Here is a 21,253-nt window from a genome sequence, read left to right as displayed (position 1 = left end):
CACCGTCAGAATGTCCGGGTGAAGCTCAGATTGAAAGTCCGGCCGGGCGCGCGATAATCCGTCACCGTCGAATATTCGGCGTCGAACAGGTTCTCGACCGCGAACTTCACCTGCGAACGGGCGTCGAGCGCATAGAGCGCGGTGAAGTCCATCGTCACATAGTCCGGCAGTTTCACCGTGTTGGCCGCGTTGGCATAGCGCGCCGCGCCGTAGAGCAGACGGGCGGTCAGATCGAGCTGTTCGGTCGGGCTATAGGTGATCTCGGCCGTCGCCTTGAACCGGTCGCGATAGGGGATGTATTTGCCGTTGTCTTGGTTGAGCGGTTCGCGCACATCGACAGTCACCTTTCCGGCCCATTCAGTGTTGAAGCGGTGGTCGAGCGCCGCCTCGAAACCGGTGATGCGGGCCTTGGCCACGTTGAAGGGCCGATAAGTCGGCGGATTGGACGCGATCGCGTCGGCCAGCCAGGTCTGGTAGAAGGCGAGGTCGAGACTGGTGTCGGCGCCCGCCCGCCAGTTTAGCCCGACTTCGTAGGATTTGGATTTTTCCGGCTTGAGGTCCGGGTTGGAATAGCCCGGATAATAAAGCTCGTTGAAGCTCGGTGCCCTGAAGCCGGTGGCATAGGATGAGCGCAACGTGACGTCGGGCAGGATTTCATAGCTCGCGCCGACATTGTAGGTGGTGGCGCCGCCAAATTGGCCGTTGTGGTCATAGCGGATGCCGCTGTCGATCGTCAGCGCGTCGTATGATAGCGAGTATTGGCTGAACACCGCCGCCAGCGTACGCGCGGTCACGTCGAATTTGACGGTGGAATCCACCTGTTCGCGATAGGCCTCCACGCCGCTGGTCAGCACATGCGACATGGCGCCGGTGTCGAAACCCTTCTGGGTCGATGCGAAGATGCCGTAGCGGCTGGAATTGAAACGGCTGTCGCCGGCCACGCCGTCGCGGAAATTGCGGGAGCGGTCGACGGAGTTCGACAGTTCGATCGTCGAGATCCAGTCTTCGGCATGTTTGATCTCGGCGCCCAGTTTGCCGACGAAACTTGTCGTGTCGACTTCATTGGCGTCGGGATAGGAGGCGTCGTACTGGCCGCGGCTGCGCGAAATCAGCGCGTCGCCATAGATGCGCCCCCAGTCGAACTGCTTCGACAGCGAAGCGTTTATCGAGCCGAGCAGGAAGCCGTCATCGTCCGGCTCGTGGCCCCAGGCCGTCGGCGTGGTGAAATCATAGCCGCGCGTGCCGATGACGCTGCCGCCGATCGAATAGTCGACGCCGCTCGCGTTGCGGCCGCGCAAATTGCCGGACAGGGTTCCGCCCCACGGATGGCTGACGCCGGTGGTGATGGAGGCGCTGCTGTCGCGGCCGTCGGCGCAGGGGCCGCCCTGCTTGGTGATGATGTTGACGACACCGCCCATGGCGTCGGAGCCGTATTGCGCCGAATGCGCGCCCTTGGCGATTTCGATGCGTTCGATCGAATCGAGCGGGATGTTGCCGAGCGAGGCGGTGCCGGTGGTGACAGAACTCGCCCGGACGCCATTGACCAGCACCAGCGTCTGGCTGGCTGACATGCCACGCAGATAAAGATTGGCGCCGGCACCCTGACCGCCATAGGTGATGATGGAAACGCCTGTATAGGCTTTCAGCAGCGAGGGCAGATCGGGCGCGGCCGAGCGTTCGATGCTCCTGGCATCGATCACAGTCACCGAGGAAGTCGAGCGCTCCAGCGTGGTTTCGCGTCTCAGCGGTGTGGTGACCACGATGCGGTCGAGCATCGTGACGTCGCCGCGGTCATTATCGTCCTGCGCGCCGGCATGGTTCGTCGAAGCCAGCGCCACTGCGCCGGCCAGGAAAACAGTCTTTTTCACTTCCGCCCCCAAAAGGATCGACGGCGCAACGGCGCCGCAAGGTTCATCACGAACCGCAGACGGATGTGGCGATGCGAGGATTTGCGACGGGTCGCATTTCACCTCTCGGCCGTTCCGGCACGCGGCAACACTTTGTCGTGTCACCGCCACGGACGACCGCGCCTGATCACACCCCGTGATCAAGCATGGGTGACCGGAACAGGCAGGTCTCCTGACTTCCGTGTCATCGCTCTCTTCCGCCTTCCCGGTCGCGTCAGCGCCAGTGGCATCGTGGAAGAAGGCTCAACGGTTACAGTTGCGGGGGCAGTCGCGGCTTCGTCCGATTGCTCGGCCTCACCGTGTTCCCTTTTCATCCGCCTCGCGGCGGAACCAATTCCGATTCGGAAGCTAGCCATGGCCGCCCGGCGCGTCAACCGGGCCGGCGAACGAATGCCGCGATGGCAGTGATGCCGCGACCTCAGCCGTAATGGAGGCGCGGTTTCGGACCCTGGCCGACGAATTGCACGCCGACGCGGTCGTTGCGGCGCCAGCGCAGCACGGCCTCATAGGCAACGCCGTCCACCGGCACGTAGAGGCTGAATCGTTCCGGCACGACGACGTCGGCAGCCACCTTCAGTTCGGCGCCGTTGGCATGCTGGTTGCGGATGACGCAGGGGATTTCCGACGTGTGGATACTGGTGATGATCGTCGCGCCCTTGAGCACGCGTTGCCGGTGCTCGCGCTCGCGATGTTCCGTTTCCTGTTCGGACATGACCGTCTCATCACCCGGCGCCATCGGGCTGCGGCGCGTCTCAATTAGAACCCGTGCAGGTAACCATGAACACCGACAATAGACAATTGCCGCGATGTCGCGGCCAACAGCAATCTCCGATCGGGGTATCGGATTGGTGAATCGGGACCGTGTCGTTTTCAGGACTTTCGCACTGGCCTGTGCGGCAGGCGGCGGGTGGCGTAGCGACAACATCGACCCGTAACATTGTTGCAATGTGACGACGCGAAGCAGGGCGACGGCATCTGGTGCCGCAATGATTTCGAGATGAGGCCTGCAATGCGTTTGTTATCTGTGGTGTGTATCGCTGTTGTTCTGTCCGGCTGTCAGAACACACGCGATCGGGAACGCTGTCTGTCCTACGGGTTTATCGACGGAACCCCAAGCTTCTCAAGATGTCTGCAGCGATTTGACCTGGACAGGGATCGCCGGGGCGACCGCCCGTTCGACGACGAGCGCTACGAATACTGACGGCATGGACCGCGACGTGATCTCCGGCTAAAGCACACCCCTCTCAAGCAACAGTGACCAATGCACGTATTGATCGTTGAGGATGATCGCGAGCTCGCATCCTCGTTGAAGCACATCATGGAAAGCGCGATCGGGGTGACCGACGCTTTTGCGACAATCGCGGAAGCCGAGGCGGCCTTGATCGCCCATCCGTTCGATCTGGTGATCATCGACCGCCGGCTTCCCGATGGCGACGGCCTTTCGCTGCTTCCGGTGCTGCGCCGGCTGCGGCCGCGGCCCGCCACCTTGGTCCTGACCGCGCTGGACGACCCTTTCGACATCGCATCGGCCCTGGACAAAGGGGCGGACGAATATGTCGGCAAACCCTTCGAGCCGACCGAGCTCGTCGCCCGCGCCCGCGCGGTCCTGCGCCGCTACAGCCTGGACGCGCTGGGCACCACGCAGATCGGCAATCTGGTGTTCGATCTCAACCACAGATCGGCGAGTGTGGGACAGAAAGTGCTGGAGATTCCGCGCCGCGAACTGGCCATACTGGAAACCCTGGTGAGGCGCGCGGGGCGCGTCGTCCAGCGCGAGACGCTGGAATCGTCCGTCTACAACATCAATGAAGACATCGAATCCAACGCCCTGGACTCGCATGTGAGCCGCCTGCGGCGGCGCCTGCGTGAAGCCGATTGCGACGCCGTGATCAAAAGCGTGCGCGGCATCGGCTACATGCTGGTGTCGGAATGACGCGGTTGCGCCGATCCATCGCCTTTCCGGTTGCCACCCTTTTGGTCGTTGGCATGCCGATCGTCATGATATTGAGCACCGTGCTGACGCTCGCTGTTCTCGTCAGCACCAGCCTCGAGGAGCGGCTGCGCATCAACACGACCGAGCTCTCCAAGGTTCTGTCCGCGGCCATCACCTATGACGCGAGCGGACATCTCGCGCTCGACAGCAAGCGGCTTGCCACGAACATCGTCGACTTCGCCGAGGCGCAACCCACATTCTGGTATGTCATCGGAGACGGGGTCCAGACCATAACCCGCGGCACCCAACCGTCCTCGGCCCGGCGCGTCTTCGATCAGGTCCCTCAGGAGATAGGCTATTCGGAGTTCAGCTATCGGCAGGACGATCGGGACATGCTCGGCATCAGGACCGTCACGCAAGGCGGCGGGCGCAAGACCGTTGCGGTCGGTGGCATCTGGCTCTCCACCTGGGAGACGATCCTTGTAGCCCTTATAGCAGTGCGTTCGCAGGGCCTGGTCCAACTCCTCTGTCTCGTCTTGATCGCCACCACCTCGATCGCTGTTGTCGTGGTCAAGCGCTCGATCGCGAGGCCGGTGCGACGTGTCGTGGAATCGGCCGAGCAGATCGACGGCCTGCCCAATGGCCGCAGGATTTCGGACGACGATACGCCGATCGAACTGAAGCCCATGGTTGCGGCCTTCAACACCGCGCTGACGCGCATCGACACGGCCTTCGAGGCGCAGCGCAATTTCCTGGCGAACGCGGCGCACGAATTGCGCACGCCGCTGACCAAGATGCGCCTCAAGCTGGAACAGGTGAACGATGCCGAACTGCGGAGCGTGCTGGTCCGCGACACGACGCGACTGGCCTCGATCGTGACCACGCTTCTGCAGCTTGCCCGCCTCTCCGGCCAGTCGCTGGCCTTCGCGGAAATGGACCTGGCCGCGATCGCCAAGGCGGTGGTGTCCGATCAGGTGCCGATGGCGCTGAAGCGGGGTATCGAGATCGAATTGCGGACGCCGGGTCGGCTGGTGCCGGTTTCCGGGTCGGAAACGGCGATCCGGGTCGCGCTGGAAAACCTGATCCTGAATGCCGTGCGCCACGCCGCCGGCACCCGGCTGGTGATTGTCGAGGTGCTCGTGCCATCCGAAATCCGCGTGATCGATCATGGGCCAGGCATCCCGGTCGACGAACGCCTCGCGGTTCTGCAGCCTTTCGTCCGTGGCAAGCGCTGCGACAGCGAAGGCACCGGTCTGGGGCTCGCCATCGTCGAGCAGATCATGAGCGCCCATGGTGGCTCCGTTAGCCTCGAGGAGACCGAGGGCGGTGGAACGACGGTGTGCTTGAAGTTTGCACCGGCTGCGATGGCGGCGAAATGCGGTCGGAGGCCCAACACTGGCTCTCAATAAGGGGCATCAAATCCCCATGAGACTGTCGGACCATGCGCTCTTGCGAGCGCGCCGTCGGCGATTACGGCCCAATCCTCTCAAGCTGCACCGACGCATCTCCAAGCCACGTGATCCGGTAGATGCCGACGCGCGCGCCTCTGTCCTTGGGATCGAAGATTGCACCGTACCTCTGCCAGAACTGAGCGTCAGCGTTGTAAGTGACGACAAAGCTGTAGTCGCGCCATTCCTTGGCCATTTCTTTGTCGCAGGTCCAAAGATCGCTTTCACGATACGGCTTTCCGAGCGACCAGCACCATTTATTGGTTGCCAATGGAGCGACTAGGTATCTGAAAAGATAATAGGAATAGCCCGTTGTGTCCTGGTCAACGTAGTAGATAACGCTTTTCCTCGAAGTCTGCGGAAGCAAAACGTTGGCGATGGTTTCGAGTTCACCACGCATTTTCGCATCCTTGGCCGCAGACGCGGTTCGCTGCTCAGGACCGAGAAACACCGTGTTTCGTAGGCCGACAGGCGAAGCTAGGAAGATCATCGCAAGGGCTGCGCTTGCCGCTATGCGCACCCCCTGAGGCGCAATCGCGATTTGGCGGCATAGAATACCCAGCAACACCACGCCCCACGCTAAGAGATAGGTGCCAAAGTATCGCTCGAAAGAGGTCAGTATCCGGCCCTCGTATTCCCCGAAATAGTAACGGTAGGCGGCGAGCAGGACGAGTAAATAGCCGATTGATCCAGCGGTTAGTACCCCGAGGGATATAACCACCCTCGATTGCCTTACTAGCGCGGCGAGTGCCAGTGTGGCTGCGACAAGTACAAAGAAAACCTTCGCAAGTGAAATCCCGATTTCATCTGGCCAAACAACAGGGAGCCAGACGGTCGCGGCAGAACCGTTAAAGAACCGGTTCGTGAACTCGGCCTGTATTACAAGCGATCTCTCGTCAGGGGCGAAGAGGAAGCCAAGAAGCGATCGTAGCGTGATCGTTTGGGTGGTTTCCCCTATCCCCGCGACATAGTTCTTCCAGGTCCAACTGGCGGCCAGAATGCTGGCGAGGAGAAGTACACCTGGAGCTATCGCCGCAAGAACTGCCTTCATCTTCAGCTCGCGCAGTGCGGATCGATCCCTCCACAACTGGCTGCATGTGACGGCGGCAACCACAACAAGCCCAAGCAAAAGCCCGACATGCTTGATCAGCAGAAGGGTGACAATCGGCGGCACCAGCGCGAGCACACCGATCCAGTTTCTCGGCAGCGAAAAGCTGGCCGACAGTGTTGCGGCGAACACGAAGCCTAGCGTGTGGTCGACATATATGTCGTAGAGCGAATATCCGAGCAAGTAGCAGAGAAAGACGCATAGTCCGGCCAAGAGAAGGGCGACGATTGGTTGGCGTATCGCCGGTCCGATCGTGGCCGTGATCGCTGAGGCTATCAGCACATCGATCCCGATGAGTTGTGCCGCTTCGCCTCTGCCGCCGAAAAAAGCGAAATAATACTGCAGCACCGCAGTGCCTGGCGCATAGGCTTTGAACTGGATGTTCGACGTCGCTCCCCAGAGTGCCTGATCGGCAAGCAGATTCTTGACGGCGAGGGCCCAATGGGAAAACTCGTCCCAACCTAGGAACTGGAAATCATTCGCCAGCCGAACGTAGAAACAGATCAAGACTAACAGAACTGCCGCGAAGTAGACCGCAGTGCCGGGATCGAGTTTGTCCCAGATTATCTTCTGCAGCACGTGCATCAGGCACACGAAGCCGAGTAGGTAGATAGAGATCGCGACGGGGTAGGGAAATCCGAAGAGCGCCGCAGCGTATAATACCACGATGATCGAACAGGTTACGAAAAACGGAACGAACCAGACTGGAAGTCGAAGATAGACCGACGCGCCGATCCATAGGCCGATCAGAGAAAGTCCGAGAAAAAAAATCTGCAATGTACGCCCCGCTCAATCCCGGCGGTTCTTAGCTGAGGAGCCCGCGACACGCAATCGACACGGGCGGAAATCCAAGGTACACGGCGTGGCGATTTAGTATTTGAAGGGCGCTCCGAATGTCGATTGTCACAATGATATCATGTATTATCGCCGCGTTCGGGGTGGCGTCGGGGCAGATCATGATAAAGGCAGGCAGTCAGGCCTGGGTTGCGGCTGGAACACCTTTCGATTTTCGGGTGATCGCGTGGGTATCAAGCGCATTTGCACTTTACGGCGCTTCATCGATAGGCTGGCTTTACATTATGAGGCAAACACCTCTGTCGGCCGCTTACCCGTTTCTGTCGATGACTTTCGTTATCGTTCCGATCGGCGGTTTGATCTTTTTCTCGGAGCGGCTGTCATGGTACGACGCGCTCGCCTCGATGGCTATAATCGCTGGCATATGTATTTCGGCGTTCGGACGTAGCTAAGAGAGGCGGACAGCATGGCTGGCGAAAAAGTTCTGGTAATCGAGATCAACGAATTCAATACCGACCTGCTTCGGAAAGCCGCCGACGAGCTTGACCTGAAGAGTCTGAAGCGTGTTCTGTCGTTCCGAACAGGATCTACTATGGCGGATCAAGAGCATGAGCACCATGGCTTGGATCCGTGGGTGCAGTGGGTTTCAGTCCACACGGAAACGCCTTCACAAGAGCACGAGGTCATCCGGCTGGGCGACGTCACCAAGCTTAAACATACGCAGATTTGGGAGCGGATTGGCAGAGAGGGTTGGACCACCGGTGTGTGGGGCGTGATGAACGCATCGCGTAGTAACGCAAAGAACAATCTGTTTTTTGTAGCCGACCCATGGACGTTCTCCGAACGGCCGTTCCCCGAGAACGTTTCGGGTTTTCTTCAACTGCCCGGATATTTCGCGAAGAATTACCTGGCGCCTTCCAAGAGTCGCCTTCTTGGTTCCGCGCTGAAAACAAGCGCTTACCTCCTCCGTAACATCCCGTTGTCGAAACTGATTTCAGACGGCTGGTATCTGGCTCGCAATGTGTTGCGTACAGGGGTGAACACCGCGGTGCTATTCGGCGCCTACGAACTGATGTCCGCGCGGGTGTTTGCGAAATTCCGCAAGGCCCATAATCCAGATGCAAACATCATCTTTCTAAACTCGATTGCACATTTTCAGCATCATGACTGGGAAAGCGGCGGCCATCTCGATGCGACTGGAGAATTCGTATTCAAGACGATCGACCGGGTCTTGTCATTTGTCCTTCCGAAGGAAGGTGCTGATGTTAAGATCTTGGTCCTGAACGGCCTGTCCCAGCGCAACGTTTCTGACGAGGATTTCTACATCTACCGCCAGATAGATCCGCTGCGATTTCTGGAGCGCCTCAATCTTAAACCGGTCAGCGTCGAGCAGTGTATGACAAACGACGCTCATGTATTCTTCGCAACCAAGGAGGAGCGTGATAACGCTGCGCGGATCTTGTCCACGGGCCATATCGAAGGACAAAATGCTTTCTATGTCGAAGTCGACCAGTTTGACGATACCAAGCTCTTCTACCAACTAGCCTTCTGGGACGAGGTGGATATGAAAGCACCCTTGACGGTTGGCAACCATCTCATGCGGTTCGACGAGGAGTTTGCGGTCCACGCCAAACGGACCGGAGAACATGTTCCCGAAGGCACATATTTCGCGGCAGGCGTCGAAATGCCTGCGCGTGTGCCGAATTCACATGTGCTGCGGCATATTTGGCCGCTCGGTGCTGCGGCCTGATGGCTAACCTACCGATGCAAACGCCGTCGATCTCAGTCGTTATACCGTGTTATCGAGTCGGTGCGCATATATTAGACGTCATTAGATCAATAGGTCCTGAGGTTACAACCATTTTCGCCGTTGACGATCGTTGCCCTGACGGGAGCGGTAAGTTCGTCCGCGAGAATTGTACAGACCCGCGCGTTGCCGTTCTCGAAAACACGCATAATCTGGGTGTTGGTGGTGCCGTCATGCGAGGCTACGAAGAGGCGATAGCTGCCGGTGCCGAGATCATCGTGAAAATCGATGGAGACGGTCAGATGGACCCGGCGCTTCTTCCGGCATTCGTTGTGCCGATCGCTGCAGGTGACGCCGACTATACGAAAGGCAACAGATTCTTTGATCCGGAGGCCTTCGAAGCGATGCCTCGAGCCCGTGTAGTCGGCAATGCAGCTCTGTCTTTCATGACCAAACTGTCGACCGGTTACTGGAATATTTTCGATCCGACCAATGGCTATACTGCCATTCATGCCAGAGTCGCGGAGCGCCTTCCGTTCAAGAAGATCAGCAACCGATATTTTTTCGAGACCGACATTCTTTTCCGGCTGAATAGCTTGAACGCGGTCGTCGTCGATGTCCCCATGCAGGCGCGCTACGAAGACGAGGTAAGTGGCCTTCGAATCGGAAAAATTATCCCTGAGTTTTTCGCCAAGCACGTGCGAAATTTCATCAAGCGGATCATCTACAGATATTTTACAAGAGACTTTACCGCTGCATCGGTGGAATTGGTCGCCGGCCTTTTACTCGTTTCATTTGGAATGATCTGGGGAAGCTATCATTGGTACCTTTCCGCGATCAGGGACATCGTCGCCACAGCGGGAACGGTGATGATTGCGGCTCTTACCGTCCTAATGGGCTTACAATTGTTACTGGCATTCCTGAACTATGACATCGCCTCGGTGCCGAAACGTGTGCTTCATCCAAACCTATCGCGATGGAAACTACACCGGCTATCGCTGATCACCGATAAGGCAGCCGTCAATGAAGACGACCCGATTTGAAGAACGACACGCCGATCGATTCGATGCTGCAATGGAATGTGTGAGCCGCGTAGCCGTTCTTCACGGGTGCGTTGAGTTGATCGTGCAGACGGAAGGCAGCGCTGATCAGGTGTGACATGCCGATGGCTGAGTACCGGGCAAAACTGGGACAAGCCGCCTGGGCGCGTATCGCTGAAGAGACACCACGTGACCGAGAGTGGGATGAGGCCGTGCCAAAATAGCGAGCCGGGCTAGAACGATCCACCTCTGCAACCGCAGCCCGATGCGGCCTCAAGTCTTTTTGTTATCGAGCTCTGCCCAGAGTTCGGTTAGCGACTGGCCCTTCCGTCACCAATTGTCCGTCTCGACTTCATCTATGACGACAAAGATGTATTCGGGGTCGCGACCCAATTCGCGGACAAGAACATCCGTCATACCCCGGATCACTGCCCTCTTTTGATCGGTGGACACAATCCCTTTGGCAATCTCGACCTTTACATATGGCAACGGCTAGTCCCTCAACAACGCTCGGACAAAACTAACCGATTCCGCCGCCGGAGGAAATCGCAGTATAGCCGGGATCATATGGGGCCCACCGTGCGAGCGGTGGGCGCTGATAAGTTGTTCTGGAGCAAGTCACAAACCGTGAATTGACGGCCACCAGTTGATGTCGTTGGCTGCACGTGCTTGGGAGGGCGCAATGTCAGAAGATGATGACGAAGTGGGCGGCAGCACTGCGCTGGACGCTATGGCAATCTATCTAGCATCCACCCTCACGCGGCGGAAGGACTCCGCTGATGCTTATAGGACGGCTTGTGTGCGCCGATTTGGACAGGTTCAAGTCCAGCCAGCTTGAGTTTTCTTAAGGGCGGTTTCGTCGGGTTCTGACCGGCAGCAAGCCTCGCCCAGTATCCACGCTCCGGTACTGGCACCTGATGTCGGATGCACGTTTTCGTCAGGCCGCGATCCGATAGCCCGAACCGCTCAGCTAGTTTCTGAATGGGCGTCGACCACACAAGGTCATACATTTCTTCACGGGTAAAAGTACGTTTTTCTTGGGGCTCATCGTCAGCCACGTTTGGTCCGCAAATCGCTCGCGTGGTGCCCTGGGGGTACCCAAGGCCATTCCATGGAGAATTCGCCAAACGAGTTGGCGAATCAAGTAGTTGATTTTTGTCGGAAAAAATTGGTGCCGCTTAGGTGACTCGAACACCTGACCCCATCATTACGAATGATGTGCTCTACCGACTGAGCTAAAGCGGCTTACCAACGATCGGCCACACTACTATGGCCCTACTAACTCTTACTCTTCAACCCTAACCCGCTGGCTTTGCACTTCATTCTCTGGCGGACCCGCCAATTACGAATGATGTGCTCTACCGACTGAGCTAAAGCGGCCCGGCGAGCTTGGCGCCCGCGAAGATGGCTGGGTGATAGCCGCAAGCCCGCGCAAATTCAAGATGCGTCGTTGCCGATTCTCGCCAAAAGCTGGACGAAAGCGGCGTCAGGCAGCGAGCCTGTCCTTCGCCGCCCGGTATTCGCGCACCAGCCGCTCGACCAGTTCGGCCGCCGGCACCACCTTGTCGACGGCGCCGATGCCCTGGCCGCAGCCCCAGATCTGCTTCCAGGCCTTGGCGGCGCTGAAATCCATCGTCGAGGGGTCGGAGACCGGCAGATTGTCGGGATCGAGCCCCTGGGCGCGGATCGAGCCTTTCAGGTAATTGCCGTGCACGCCGGTGAAGAGGTTGGAATAGACGATGTCGGCGGCCTTCGATGCGACGATCATCTGCTTGTACTCATCCACCGCCCGCGCCTCGGCCGTGGCGATGAAGGGCGAACCGATATAGGCCATGTCGGCGCCCATCGCTTCCGCGGCAAGCACGGCGCCGCCATGGGCGATTGCCCCGGACAGCAACAGCGGTCCGTCGAACCATTGTCGGATTTCCTGCACCAGCGCGAAGGGTGACAGCGTGCCGGCATGGCCGCCGGCGCCGGCCGCCACCGCGATCAGCCCGTCGGCGCCCTTTTCGATCGCCTTGCGGGCATGGCGGTCGTGGATGATGTCGTGCAGCACGATGCCGCCATAGGAATGAACGGCCTGGTTCACTTCCTCGACGGCACCAAGCGAGGTGATGACGACCGGAACCTTGTATTGCACGCAGAGCCGCAAATCGTGCTCCAGCCGGCCGTTGGTCTTGTGCACGATCTGGTTGACCGCGAAAGGGGCCGAAGGCTGGTGCGGATGGGCGGCGTCGTGGCGGGCGAGTTCCTCGGTGATCTCGGCCAGCCATTCGTCGAGCTGGGCCTCGGGCCGCGCATTGAGCGAGGGAAAGGAGCCAACGATGCCGGCCTTGCATTGCGCCAGCACCAGCGGCGGATGCGAGATGATGAAGAGCGGCGAGCCAACCACCGGGATCCTGAGGTTTTTGCTGAGAATCTCCGGCAATGCCATGGTCGCGGGCCTCCCGTTCGTATTGATGTTTCCGTAAACGTCAATTTCATAGCGCAACCTCGCAGTGTCGGCAATCGCCGAAAATCGGGTCCGGAAAGTCACGGTTGGTGGCGAAAATGCCTGTTGTAGGCACCGGTTAGCGCGAAATGGCGGCATCCGCCCGTTGATTGATCGGCCTCCGACGGCTAACCATCAGCAACTTGTGACCGCCTGGCGGAAGGAAAGCGATTTGGACGCGATCGAAAAGGCGATCCGCAACGCCTTCGAAAAAGGCGACCCCGACGACCGCGCGTTCCGCGAGCGGGTCTATCGCTCGGCTTTCGCCGCACTCGACCGCGCGCTGCTGGCCAATCCGGGCGTTACCGTCGAGATGGCGATCAAGCGCCGCAAGGCCATGCAGGCTAAGATCGCCGAGATCGAATCGGAATTCCTGCCGGCCGTGCCGGGCGTTGCACCCGAGGTTCATATCGGCGAACATGCGCCGGCCGCGGAAGCGCCAATGGGTGCGCCGGCGACGCCGGAGCCGCGCATCGAACCCTCCGTCGGAGCCGGTCACCGCTCGGAACCGGGGATCGACGCGCCGCGTTCGCGCGTCTTGCCCTCGGTTCCCGACATCATGCCGGACCGCACTTTGCCTGGTGGACCTTCGCCCGAGGACATCAGGCTGGCCGGCGGCCCGGAAGTGCGGCCTGACCGCGACGCGCGCCGGGTCGGGCGTCGCCTGCCGCTGACGGCGATCTTCTTCGGGATCACGCTGCTCGCCGCCGTCGGCATCGGCCTTTGGTGGGCGGTCCAGACCGGCGCCTTCAAGACGCTGGAGGAGCTTGGCCAGCCGCCATCGCCGACGCCGACCGTGTCGGGCGAGGACTATACGCCCGAGGCCGGCACCAAGACGCCGAAACTGTCCAGCGACGGCGCCCAGAACCGCCACTGGATCAACGTCTTCTCCCCTGCCAATCCGGCGCAGGTCGCCACCCCTTCGGATGCCAAGGCGGCGGTGATGAAGGACGATTCCGGCTCTTTCCTGCGCGTCACCTCCGGCCCCGCCGGGTCCGCCATCAGTTTCGATGTCGGCCAGGGCATACTGGAGCAGATCGCCGGCAAGCATGCCGTCTTCGATATCATCGCCCGCGCCGAGGACGGCAAGGAAACGCAGATGTCGGTCGACTGCAATTTCGGCGAGCTGGGCGACTGCGGACGCAAGCGCTACGCCGTCGGCAATCAGCGCAACGAATATCTGTTCGACGTGCAGATGCCGGCCAAGCGGCCGGGCGCCGCCGGATCCATCGCCATCAATTCCGACTTCGACAAGCAGGACAAGTCGGTCGATATCTATGAGATCAGGGTGTCGGTGACCGAGTAAGGCGCCTCAATCGAGCAGAGCCTGCAGCGTCTCGATGCGGTCGGCCTCGGCCGTCGGCTTGTCCCAGCGCAGCCGCGAAATGCGCGGGAAGCGCATGGCGACGCCCGATTTGTGGCGGGTCGAGCGGTTCAGTCCCTCGAAGGCGACTTCCAGCACCAGCCCGGCGGTGCGGTCGGCGCGCACCGAGCGTACCGGCCCGAAACGCTCGATCGTGTTGTCGCGCACATATTTGTCGATCTGTTTCAATTCCTCGTCGGTGAAGCCGAAATAGGCCTTGCCCACCGGCACCAGTTCCTCCGCGCCTTCGGGGCCGGCCCAGACGCCGAACGTGTAATCGGAGTAGAAGGAGGAGCGCTTGCCGTGTCCGCGCTGGGCATACATCAAAACAGCGTCCACCGTGTGCGGGTCACGCTTCCACTTGAACCAGGGCCCTTTCGGGCGCCCGGCGAGATAGGGCGAATCCCAGCGTTTCAGCATCACGCCTTCGATGATCGGGTGCGGTGGGGTGCTGCGGCTGGTTTCGAGTTCGGCCCACCTGTCGAACGCGACGAAGGGCGACAGGTCGAAACGGGCGGGATCGAGCGTTTTGATAAACGCCTCGAGCCGGGCGCGCCGTTCGCGGAAGGGCAGGGTGCGCAAATCCTCCTCTCCCAGCTGCAAAAGATCGTAGCAGCGCATGAAGGCGGGATATTGCGCCTGGATCTTGGGCGACACGCTTTTGCGGTTCAGCCGCTGCTGCAAATCGGAGAAGCTGCCGGTGGCGTTGGGCGAGCCGACCAATAGCTCGCCGTCCAGCACCGCGTCAAAACTGATCGCTTCCATAAGGTCGGGAAAGGCCTGCGCCACATCCTCTCCGGTGCGCGAATAAAGCCGCCGCACACCGCCTTCCGCAGTGGCCTGCACGCGAATACCATCCCATTTCCATTCGGCGGCATAATCGGCCGGATCGAGCTTTTCGAAATCCTTGTCTTCGACCGGATGCGCCAGCATGACGGGGCGGAACAACGCCTTGGCGGCGCGCTCTGGCTTCTCTGCCTTGCCCTCCAGCCAGGCGAACAGCTCGGCATAGGGCGGCGTCAGCCCATGCCAAAGCTCCTCGATCTCGGCCACGTCGACCCTGCCGAGGTCCGCCACCGCCTGTTTGGCCAGCCGCGCCGAGACGCCGATGCGCAACCCGCCGGTGACCAGCTTGATGATGGCGAAGCGTGCCGAAATGCCGGCGCTGTCAAGCAGCCGGGTGAGCACTTTCGGCCCGTCGGAGCGGCTGGCGGCCTGCAGCTTGCCCACCACCTCGCCCAGCGTCGGCACATGGTTCACCCGCGCGGCGGGATCGGTGGGCCAGACCAGCGAAACGGTTTCGGCGAGATCGCCGACATAATCGTATGAATAGCCAAACAGTACGGGGTCCATGCGCTCGGTCACCAATGCGCGCAGCATGGCGGGCTTCACCGCTGCGATGGAAAGATCGCCGGTGATCGCCGCCAGTGCATAACCGCGATCGGGGTCCTCGACACTGCGGAAATAGTCGGTGAGCAGCCTCAGCTTGCCGTTGCGCGACGGCATCAGCACCAGCCGGTCGAGGAGTTCGGCGAAGCGGTTCATTGCCCCTCGTCCTCATAGCCGATGAGATGCAACGGTTTCCCGGTAAGACCTTCCAGCTCGCACCAGCGCACCAGCGCCTCTTCGCGGCCATGCGTGACCCAGATTTCCCGCGCACCGGTTTCCCTGATCGTGGTGGCCAGCTCGTCCCAGTCGCCATGGTCGGAAATGATCAAGGGCAGTTCGACGCCGCCCTGCTTGGCACGCTGGCGAATGCGCATCCAGCCAGAGGCGAAGGACGAGACCGGGTCGGGGAAGCGCCTTGCCCAGCGGTCGGAGAAGGTGGAGGGCGGGCCGATGACGATGGCGCCGGCGAAGTCGGGCTTCGTCCCGGTCTCCACGGTCGCCGGCTCCAGCACGCCGAGATCGATGCCCTGGCTCTGGTAGTAATCGGAGATCTTGGCCATGGCGCCGTGGATGTAGATGGGCCGATCGTAGCCGGCGTCGCGCAACAGCCGCATCACGCGCTGCGCCTTGCCGAGCGCATAGGCGCCGACCAGATGCGAACGCTCCGGAAACTGCGCCACAGAGCGCAGCAGCTTGGCGATCTCGTCTTCCGCCGGCGGGTGGCGGAACACCGGCAGCGCGAAGGTCGCCTCGGTGATGAAGACGTCGCAGGGCACCACCTCGAAGCCGGCGCAGGTCGGGTCAGCCTGGCGCTTGTAGTCGCCGGAGGCGACGATGGTGAGGCCGTTGTGCCGAACCGCGATCTGCGCCGAGCCCAGCACATGGCCGGCCGGATGGAAGCTGACGGAAACGCCGTTCAGCGTGATCGTTTCGCCGAGCCTTGCCGCCTGCGTCGTGCCGGCGAAATCCTCGCCGTAACGCAGGGCCATGATGTCCAGCGTCTCGCGTGTTGCCAAAACGGCGCGATGGCCGGAGCGGGCATGGTCGGAATGGCCATGCGTGATCAGCGCGCGGTCGACCTGGCGGACAGGGTCGATGAAGAAATCGCCGGGCGGGCAGTAGAGCCCTTCGGGACGGGAGCAGAGCAATTCGCTTGGGCGCATGGTGTCAGGATAGGTCATCGGCGGCGAGATGAAAGGTGGCCGGCCAAAGGCTGCTGCCAGATTTGGCAGGTGCCTATGCTGAAGCCAGGGTGTCAGGAGGGGGGTGGCCGCTGCCGTTCCCTTCTCCCGCAAGGGGAGAAGGGAAAAGGGGGGCTTGCGCGGAACGCCCCGCTACCGCTATGCGACGCGCCGGAGATCTCCTCATGAAACCGCTACCCGCCTCGTCGGGCGACCTGCTTGCCGACCGCCGCGCCGATTACGCCGAGGCGCTGTTCGCCTCGCAGGACTATGCCGACGCCGCCGAATTGATACTGGGTGCGCTGGAGCTGGCGCCCGACTGGGCGCTCGGCTGGTTTCGGCTGGGCGAAATGCAGGAAGCGGCCGGCAATCTCGACGCCGCCGCCGAGGCCTGGGCAATGGCGCTCAAGCTCGACCCGATCGACCGGCCGGGCTCGGCACTCAAGCTCACGCTCATCGGCCGCGCCCCGCAGGCAGACGCCCCGCCAAGCGCCTTTGTCGAAGCGCTGTTCGACCACTATGCGCCGAGCTTCGACACCTCGCTGGTCGAAAAGCTCGAATACCGTGTTCCCGAATTCCTGACCGAGGCGATCCGCGCGCAGGGCGAGCGCCGCTTCCGCCTCGCGCTCGACCTCGGCTGCGGCACCGGCCTGATGGGCGAGCGGCTGCGCCCCTTCGTCGACAGGCTCGAAGGCTACGACATTTCCGCCTCCATGCTACGCAAGGCCCGCGACAAGGGCGTCTACGATCATCTCGGCAAGGCCGATCTGCAGCAGTTTTCTTATGCCGGCGAAGCACCGGACCTGGTCACCGCCGCCGATGTCTTCATGTATGTCGGCGCCCTGGACGGCATTGTGAGAACCGTTGCCGGCCTGCTTTCGCCCGACGGCCTGTTTGCCTTTTCGGTCGAGAAGCTTTCCGCGGCGGGCGATTTTGCCCTTCAGCCCTCGCGTCGCTACGCGCATGCCGAAGCCTATGTCCGCGCCGTGCTGGCGGCGAATGGTTTTTCGGTCCTGTCGCTCGAGGAGCGCGTCATCCGCCAGGACCGCCGCGAGCCCGTCGCCGGGCTGATCGTTGTGGCGGCGCGGTAGCGGAGGCCTTTCGGGCGGGGCCGTCGCCGCCTTCACCCTGTTTCGGGCCGTCAGGGGGATGTGACGGAGCGGCACCCCAAGCACTCGTCATTCCGGGCAAGCGAGGCGAAGCCGAGCGCCGACCCGGAACCCATTGAGCAGCGCGGCCGGGAACGAAGGTCGCACGGACGACATGAAGCATGCGACGCCGGTCCGGTTGCGTGAACGGTCCAGGACGAGGACCGGGCCGGGCTCGACGATGGTGCGGCCAATGGGTTCCGGCTCTCGCTGCGCTCGGCCGGAATGACGGCGGTGGAGTTGTCGCGTCGACGCATAGTAGCGTTGATACACTTCTTCATCGCCACGCCCGCTTTCGCGTCTGGCCATTGTCAAAGAACACTCCCTCATTGGAGGGTGGGAAGCGGGGCGCCGGGTCGGTGCCTCTTAGCAAATAATACGTGGCGCCTTCCGGGCGCCCCGCCAGTGTTCTTGCCCCGGACCGACCTCGCCGTCCTTCGCGACGGCAGACTTCGGGCCTCGAAGCCGCCATTTTCGGCGGCCGGGTTTTTCCAGGGCCCGGACTTAGGGCTCGTCACCAGACAGCGCCACCGTTAGCGCTGCCAGTCCGGCACCGGCGCCCTCCCTGATACCCGGTGCGCACCAGGTTCCCGTGAGGGCGATGGGCTGATTGTCGTGCAAGCCCCGAACGTGTGGGCAAATCCGGGCGTGGTTTTCGTGCGGTTTTCGGCAAGGGATTGAAGGGACAGCGTACTTTCTTTGAGCTTGCGTCTTCCTCCACGCATCCAATCCACATCCTGCACCGCGCCGGTGAAATCGCCGACGACACGGCGCCGCATGCCAGCCAGGGCGCGGAAACGGATGCTACCCGCAAACCGGACCGTCGGCGGCGATTCAGGATCATGGGGCATGCGCCAGGTGCCCGCTCGGGCCGTGGTGCGAAAGCGATCCCCTTTTGTTCCATATTTTGCTTGGCTGGCGCCCACGCTCGCGCTAGGTCTGGGGCGTGAAAGCCGAACCGCGCCTTGTTGCCGAAGACAGCCTGCTCCCCGAACCCTTCATTCGGTGGTTCGGGGCCAAGGGCTGGTCGCCGCGCGCGCATCAGTTGGAGCTCTTGGCCAATGCGCGGTCGGGCCGCTCGATGCTGCTGATCGCGCCGACCGGCGCCGGCAAGACGCTGGCCGGTTTCCTGCCTTCGCTCACGGAACTGGCCGAGCGGCCAAGGCATAAACCCGGCATGCGCCCTCGCGGCGTGCACACGCTTTACATCTCGCCGTTGAAGGCATTGGCCGTCGACATCGAGCGCAACCTCGGCAAGCCGGTGGAGGAGATCGGCTTGGCTGTCACGATCGAGACGCGCACCGGCGACACGCCCGCTCACAAGCGCCAGCGTCAGAAGCTGGCGCCGCCGGATATACTGCTCACCACGCCCGAGCAGCTGGCGCTGCTGATCGCGTCGAACGGCGCCGACCGTTTCTTCGAGGATTTGCGCTACATCGTGCTGGACGAGCTGCACTCGCTGGTGACCTCCAAGCGCGGCCATCTTTTGGCGCTGGGGCTGGCGAGACTGCGCAGCTTCGTGCCGGAGCTGACCGCCATCGGCCTTTCCGCCACCGTGGCCGAGCCGGACGAATTGCGCCGCTGGCTGGTGCCGCAGGTTGCTTTGGAGAATAGCGTCGAGCGCGTTCCCCCTCTCCGGTCTGCTCCGCAGACCACCTCTCCCCCACATTCGTGGGGGCGAGGAACCCAGGCTGGAGAAGCGCAGGCGTCGCGGCAGCGATTCCTCGCCCCTGCCGGAGGCGGGGGAGAGGTGGCTCGCCCGCAAGGCGAGACGGAGAGGGGGTATGGCGCCAACTCTCCTTCAACGACCACCGCCCCCATGGCCGGCCTCATCACCGTCGCCGGCGGCGCCAAGCCAAACATCTCGATCCTCGATTCGCGCGAGCGCGTGCCATGGTCGGGCCATTCGGCGCGCTACGCCATTCCCGAGGTCTACGAGGCGATCCGCCGCCACAAGATGACGCTGCTGTTCGTCAACACGCGCAGCCAGGCCGAACTCCTGTTCCAGGAACTGTGGCGGGCCAACGAGGACGCGCTGCCGATCGCGCTGCATCACGGCTCGCTGGAAGTGGGCCAGCGGCGGCGCGTCGAGAAGGCAATGGCCGACAACGCCTTGCGCGCCATCGTCGCCACCTCCACCCTGGATCTTGGCATCGACTGGGGCGATGTCGACCTTGTCGTGCATGTCGGCGCGCCGAAAGGCGCGAGCCGGCTTGCCCAGCGCATCGGCCGCGCCAACCACCGCATGGACGAGCCGTCGAAGGCCATCCTCATTCCGGCCAACCGCTTCGAGGTGCTGGAATGCCGGGCAGCCCTCGACGCCAATTATCTCGGTGCGCAGGACACGCCGCCGCTGCTGGCCGGCACGCTGGACGTGTTGGCGCAGCATGTTTTGGGTTCCGCCTGCGCGGCGCCCTTCGATGCCGACCAGCTCTATGCCGAGGTGTGCTCGGCCGCGCCCTACGCCGCGCTCGCGCGCGAGACCTTCGACCGTGTCGTCGATTTCGTCGCCACCGGCGGTTATGCGCTGAAGAGTTACGAGCGTTACGCCCGCATCCGTCGCACCAAGGAGGGACTGTGGCGGGTAACGCATCCGCGCATCGCTCAGCAATACCGCCTCAATGTCGGCACCATCGTCGAGATGCCGGAGCTCAACGTGCGCTATGTGCGCCAGGGTCGCGGCATGGCCGGGCGCGGCGGGCCGGTGCTTGGCAAGATCGAGGAATATTTCGCCGAGACGCTGCGGCCGGGCGACAATTTTCTGTTTGCCGGCAAAATATTGCGCTTCGAAGGCATCCGCGAAAGTGAGTGCATCGTCTCCAACGGCACCGGCGCCAACATCATCGTGCCGTCTTATGCCGGCGGCAAGTTCCCGCTTTCGACCTATCTGGCCGAGCAGGTGCGCGCCATGCTGGCCGACCCCGGGCGCTGGCAAAAACTGCCCGAGCAGGTGTCGGAGTGGCTGGGCATGCAGAAGCTGCGCTCGGTGCTGCCGAAACAGGGCGATCTTTTGGTCGAGACCTTTCCGAAGGGCAACCGCCACTACATGGTGTGTTACCCCTTCGAGGGCAGGCTGGCGCACCAGACGCTGGGCATGCTTTTGACGCGCCGGCTGGAACGCGCCAATGCGCGCCCGCTCGGCTTCGTCGCCACCGACTATTCGCTGGCCGTGTGGGCGCTGGACGACATGGGCGCGCTGTTCAAGGCAAGGCAGCCGTCGCTGGCCGAACTGTTCGACGAGGACATGCTGGGCGACGATCTCGACGCCTGGCTGAACGACAGCTGGATGCTGAAGCGCACCTTCCGCAACTGCGCCGTCATTGCCGGGCTGATCGAGAAGCGGTTTCCCGGCCAGGAGAAGAGCGGCCGCCAGGTGACGGTGTCGGCCGACCTGATCTATGATGTGCTGCGCAGCCACGAGCCGGACCACATCCTTTTGCAGGCGACCCGAACGGACGCCGCCGCCGGCCTGCTCGATGTCGCGAGGCTGGCCGACATGCTCTCGCGCATCCGCGGTCGAATCGTGCATAAGACGCTCGACCGCATCTCGCCTCTGGCCGTGCCGGTGATGCTGGAGATCGGCAAGGAGCCGGTCAATGGCGGCGCCAATGAATCGCTCTTGATGGAGGTGGCCGATCTGGTCGAGGAAGCGATGGGACCACGATGAATTTTTCCGCCGTGCGCGCATCGACAGCACCCGCCG

The 21,253-nt window shown here is 61.9% G+C and carries 14 protein-coding genes, 1 tRNA gene and 1 riboswitch; of the genes, 7 read left to right on the top strand and 8 right to left on the bottom strand.

Features of this window, described 5'->3' with window-relative positions; translation table 11 throughout:
• Positions 1-5: 5 nt before the first annotated feature.
• Both FZF13_RS06265 and FZF13_RS06260 read right to left on the bottom strand, forming a co-directional pair.
• Positions 6-1,868 carry a TonB-dependent receptor domain-containing protein gene (locus FZF13_RS06265; RefSeq protein ID WP_051504796.1) on the bottom strand — a complete coding sequence of 621 codons (1,863 nt, stop codon included), beginning with the start codon at positions 1,866-1,868 and terminating at the stop codon, positions 6-8.
• A gap of 184 nt (positions 1,869-2,052) precedes the next feature.
• Positions 2,053-2,257, bottom strand: a riboswitch (cobalamin riboswitch).
• A gap of 68 nt (positions 2,258-2,325) precedes the next feature.
• Positions 2,326-2,619 carry a hypothetical protein gene (locus FZF13_RS06260; protein ID WP_024924419.1) on the bottom strand — a complete coding sequence of 98 codons (294 nt, stop codon included), beginning with the start codon at positions 2,617-2,619 and terminating at the stop codon, positions 2,326-2,328.
• A gap of 606 nt (positions 2,620-3,225) precedes the next feature.
• On the opposite strand from FZF13_RS06260, the gene FZF13_RS06250 reads away from it, so the two are divergent.
• A complete protein-coding gene (locus tag FZF13_RS06250; protein WP_244431154.1) occupies positions 3,226-3,840 on the top strand; it encodes a winged helix-turn-helix domain-containing protein in 615 nt (204 codons plus the stop codon).
• Positions 3,837-5,249 carry a sensor histidine kinase gene (locus tag FZF13_RS06245; RefSeq protein WP_024924421.1) on the top strand — a complete coding sequence of 471 codons (1,413 nt, stop codon included), beginning with the start codon at positions 3,837-3,839 and terminating at the stop codon, positions 5,247-5,249. Before FZF13_RS06250 ends, FZF13_RS06245 begins: the two co-directional genes overlap by 4 nt.
• A gap of 61 nt (positions 5,250-5,310) precedes the next feature.
• On the opposite strand, the gene FZF13_RS06240 is transcribed toward FZF13_RS06245, so the two are convergent.
• On the bottom strand, positions 5,311-7,173 hold the full coding sequence (locus tag FZF13_RS06240) for a hypothetical protein (RefSeq protein ID WP_024924422.1): 1,863 nt from the start codon (positions 7,171-7,173) through the stop codon (positions 5,311-5,313).
• Positions 7,174-7,657: 484 nt separating this feature from the next.
• On the opposite strand from FZF13_RS06240, the gene FZF13_RS06235 reads away from it, so the two are divergent.
• On the top strand, positions 7,658-8,941 hold the full coding sequence (locus FZF13_RS06235) for a hypothetical protein (protein WP_024924424.1): 1,284 nt from the start codon (positions 7,658-7,660) through the stop codon (positions 8,939-8,941).
• Positions 8,941-9,981, top strand: coding sequence for a glycosyltransferase family 2 protein (locus FZF13_RS06230; RefSeq protein WP_036253670.1), 1,041 nt, complete (start codon positions 8,941-8,943; stop codon positions 9,979-9,981). Before FZF13_RS06235 ends, FZF13_RS06230 begins: the two co-directional genes overlap by 1 nt.
• A gap of 327 nt (positions 9,982-10,308) precedes the next feature.
• Here FZF13_RS06230 and FZF13_RS29575 read toward each other — a convergent pair whose 3' ends face one another.
• The 3 genes from FZF13_RS29575 to FZF13_RS06215 all read right to left on the bottom strand — a co-directional run bounded on the left by FZF13_RS29575 (position 10,309) and on the right by FZF13_RS06215 (position 12,412).
• Positions 10,309-10,467: a tautomerase family protein gene (locus FZF13_RS29575; protein WP_081766881.1), complete on the bottom strand. Its 159-nt coding sequence runs from the start codon at positions 10,465-10,467 to the stop codon at positions 10,309-10,311.
• 680 nt (positions 10,468-11,147) lie between these two features.
• A tRNA-Thr gene (locus FZF13_RS06220) sits at positions 11,148-11,223 on the bottom strand.
• A 241-nt stretch (positions 11,224-11,464) separates the two neighbouring features.
• Complete coding sequence (locus FZF13_RS06215; protein ID WP_024924426.1) at positions 11,465-12,412, bottom strand: NAD(P)H-dependent flavin oxidoreductase; 948 nt, start codon at positions 12,410-12,412, stop codon at positions 11,465-11,467.
• A gap of 229 nt (positions 12,413-12,641) precedes the next feature.
• Here FZF13_RS06215 and FZF13_RS06210 point away from each other — a divergent pair, with 229 nt between their 5' ends.
• On the top strand, positions 12,642-13,775 hold the full coding sequence (locus tag FZF13_RS06210; protein WP_024924427.1) for a hypothetical protein: 1,134 nt from the start codon (positions 12,642-12,644) through the stop codon (positions 13,773-13,775).
• Between the two features lie 6 nt (positions 13,776-13,781).
• On the opposite strand, the gene FZF13_RS06205 is transcribed toward FZF13_RS06210, so the two are convergent.
• Both FZF13_RS06205 and FZF13_RS06200 read right to left on the bottom strand, forming a co-directional pair.
• Positions 13,782-15,377: a cisplatin damage response ATP-dependent DNA ligase gene (locus FZF13_RS06205; RefSeq protein WP_024924428.1), complete on the bottom strand. Its 1,596-nt coding sequence runs from the start codon at positions 15,375-15,377 to the stop codon at positions 13,782-13,784.
• Complete coding sequence (locus FZF13_RS06200; RefSeq protein ID WP_024924429.1) at positions 15,374-16,384, bottom strand: ligase-associated DNA damage response exonuclease; 1,011 nt, start codon at positions 16,382-16,384, stop codon at positions 15,374-15,376. The genes FZF13_RS06205 and FZF13_RS06200 overlap by 4 nt, the downstream gene beginning before the upstream one ends.
• Before the next feature lie 203 nt (positions 16,385-16,587).
• On the opposite strand from FZF13_RS06200, the gene FZF13_RS06195 reads away from it, so the two are divergent.
• The gene (locus tag FZF13_RS06195; RefSeq protein ID WP_024924430.1) at positions 16,588-17,493 is read left to right on the top strand and encodes a class I SAM-dependent DNA methyltransferase; all 906 of its coding nucleotides are present in this window, start codon (positions 16,588-16,590) and stop codon (positions 17,491-17,493) included.
• Positions 17,494-18,496: 1,003 nt separating this feature from the next.
• The gene (locus FZF13_RS06185; protein WP_024925944.1) at positions 18,497-21,217 is read left to right on the top strand and encodes a ligase-associated DNA damage response DEXH box helicase; all 2,721 of its coding nucleotides are present in this window, start codon (positions 18,497-18,499) and stop codon (positions 21,215-21,217) included.
• Positions 21,218-21,253 lie beyond the last annotated feature (36 nt).

The organism is Mesorhizobium terrae, assembly GCF_008727715.1.
Taxonomy (GTDB): Bacteria; Pseudomonadota; Alphaproteobacteria; order Rhizobiales; family Rhizobiaceae; genus Mesorhizobium; species Mesorhizobium terrae.
This window is presented reverse-complemented; position numbering and strand designations above follow the sequence as displayed.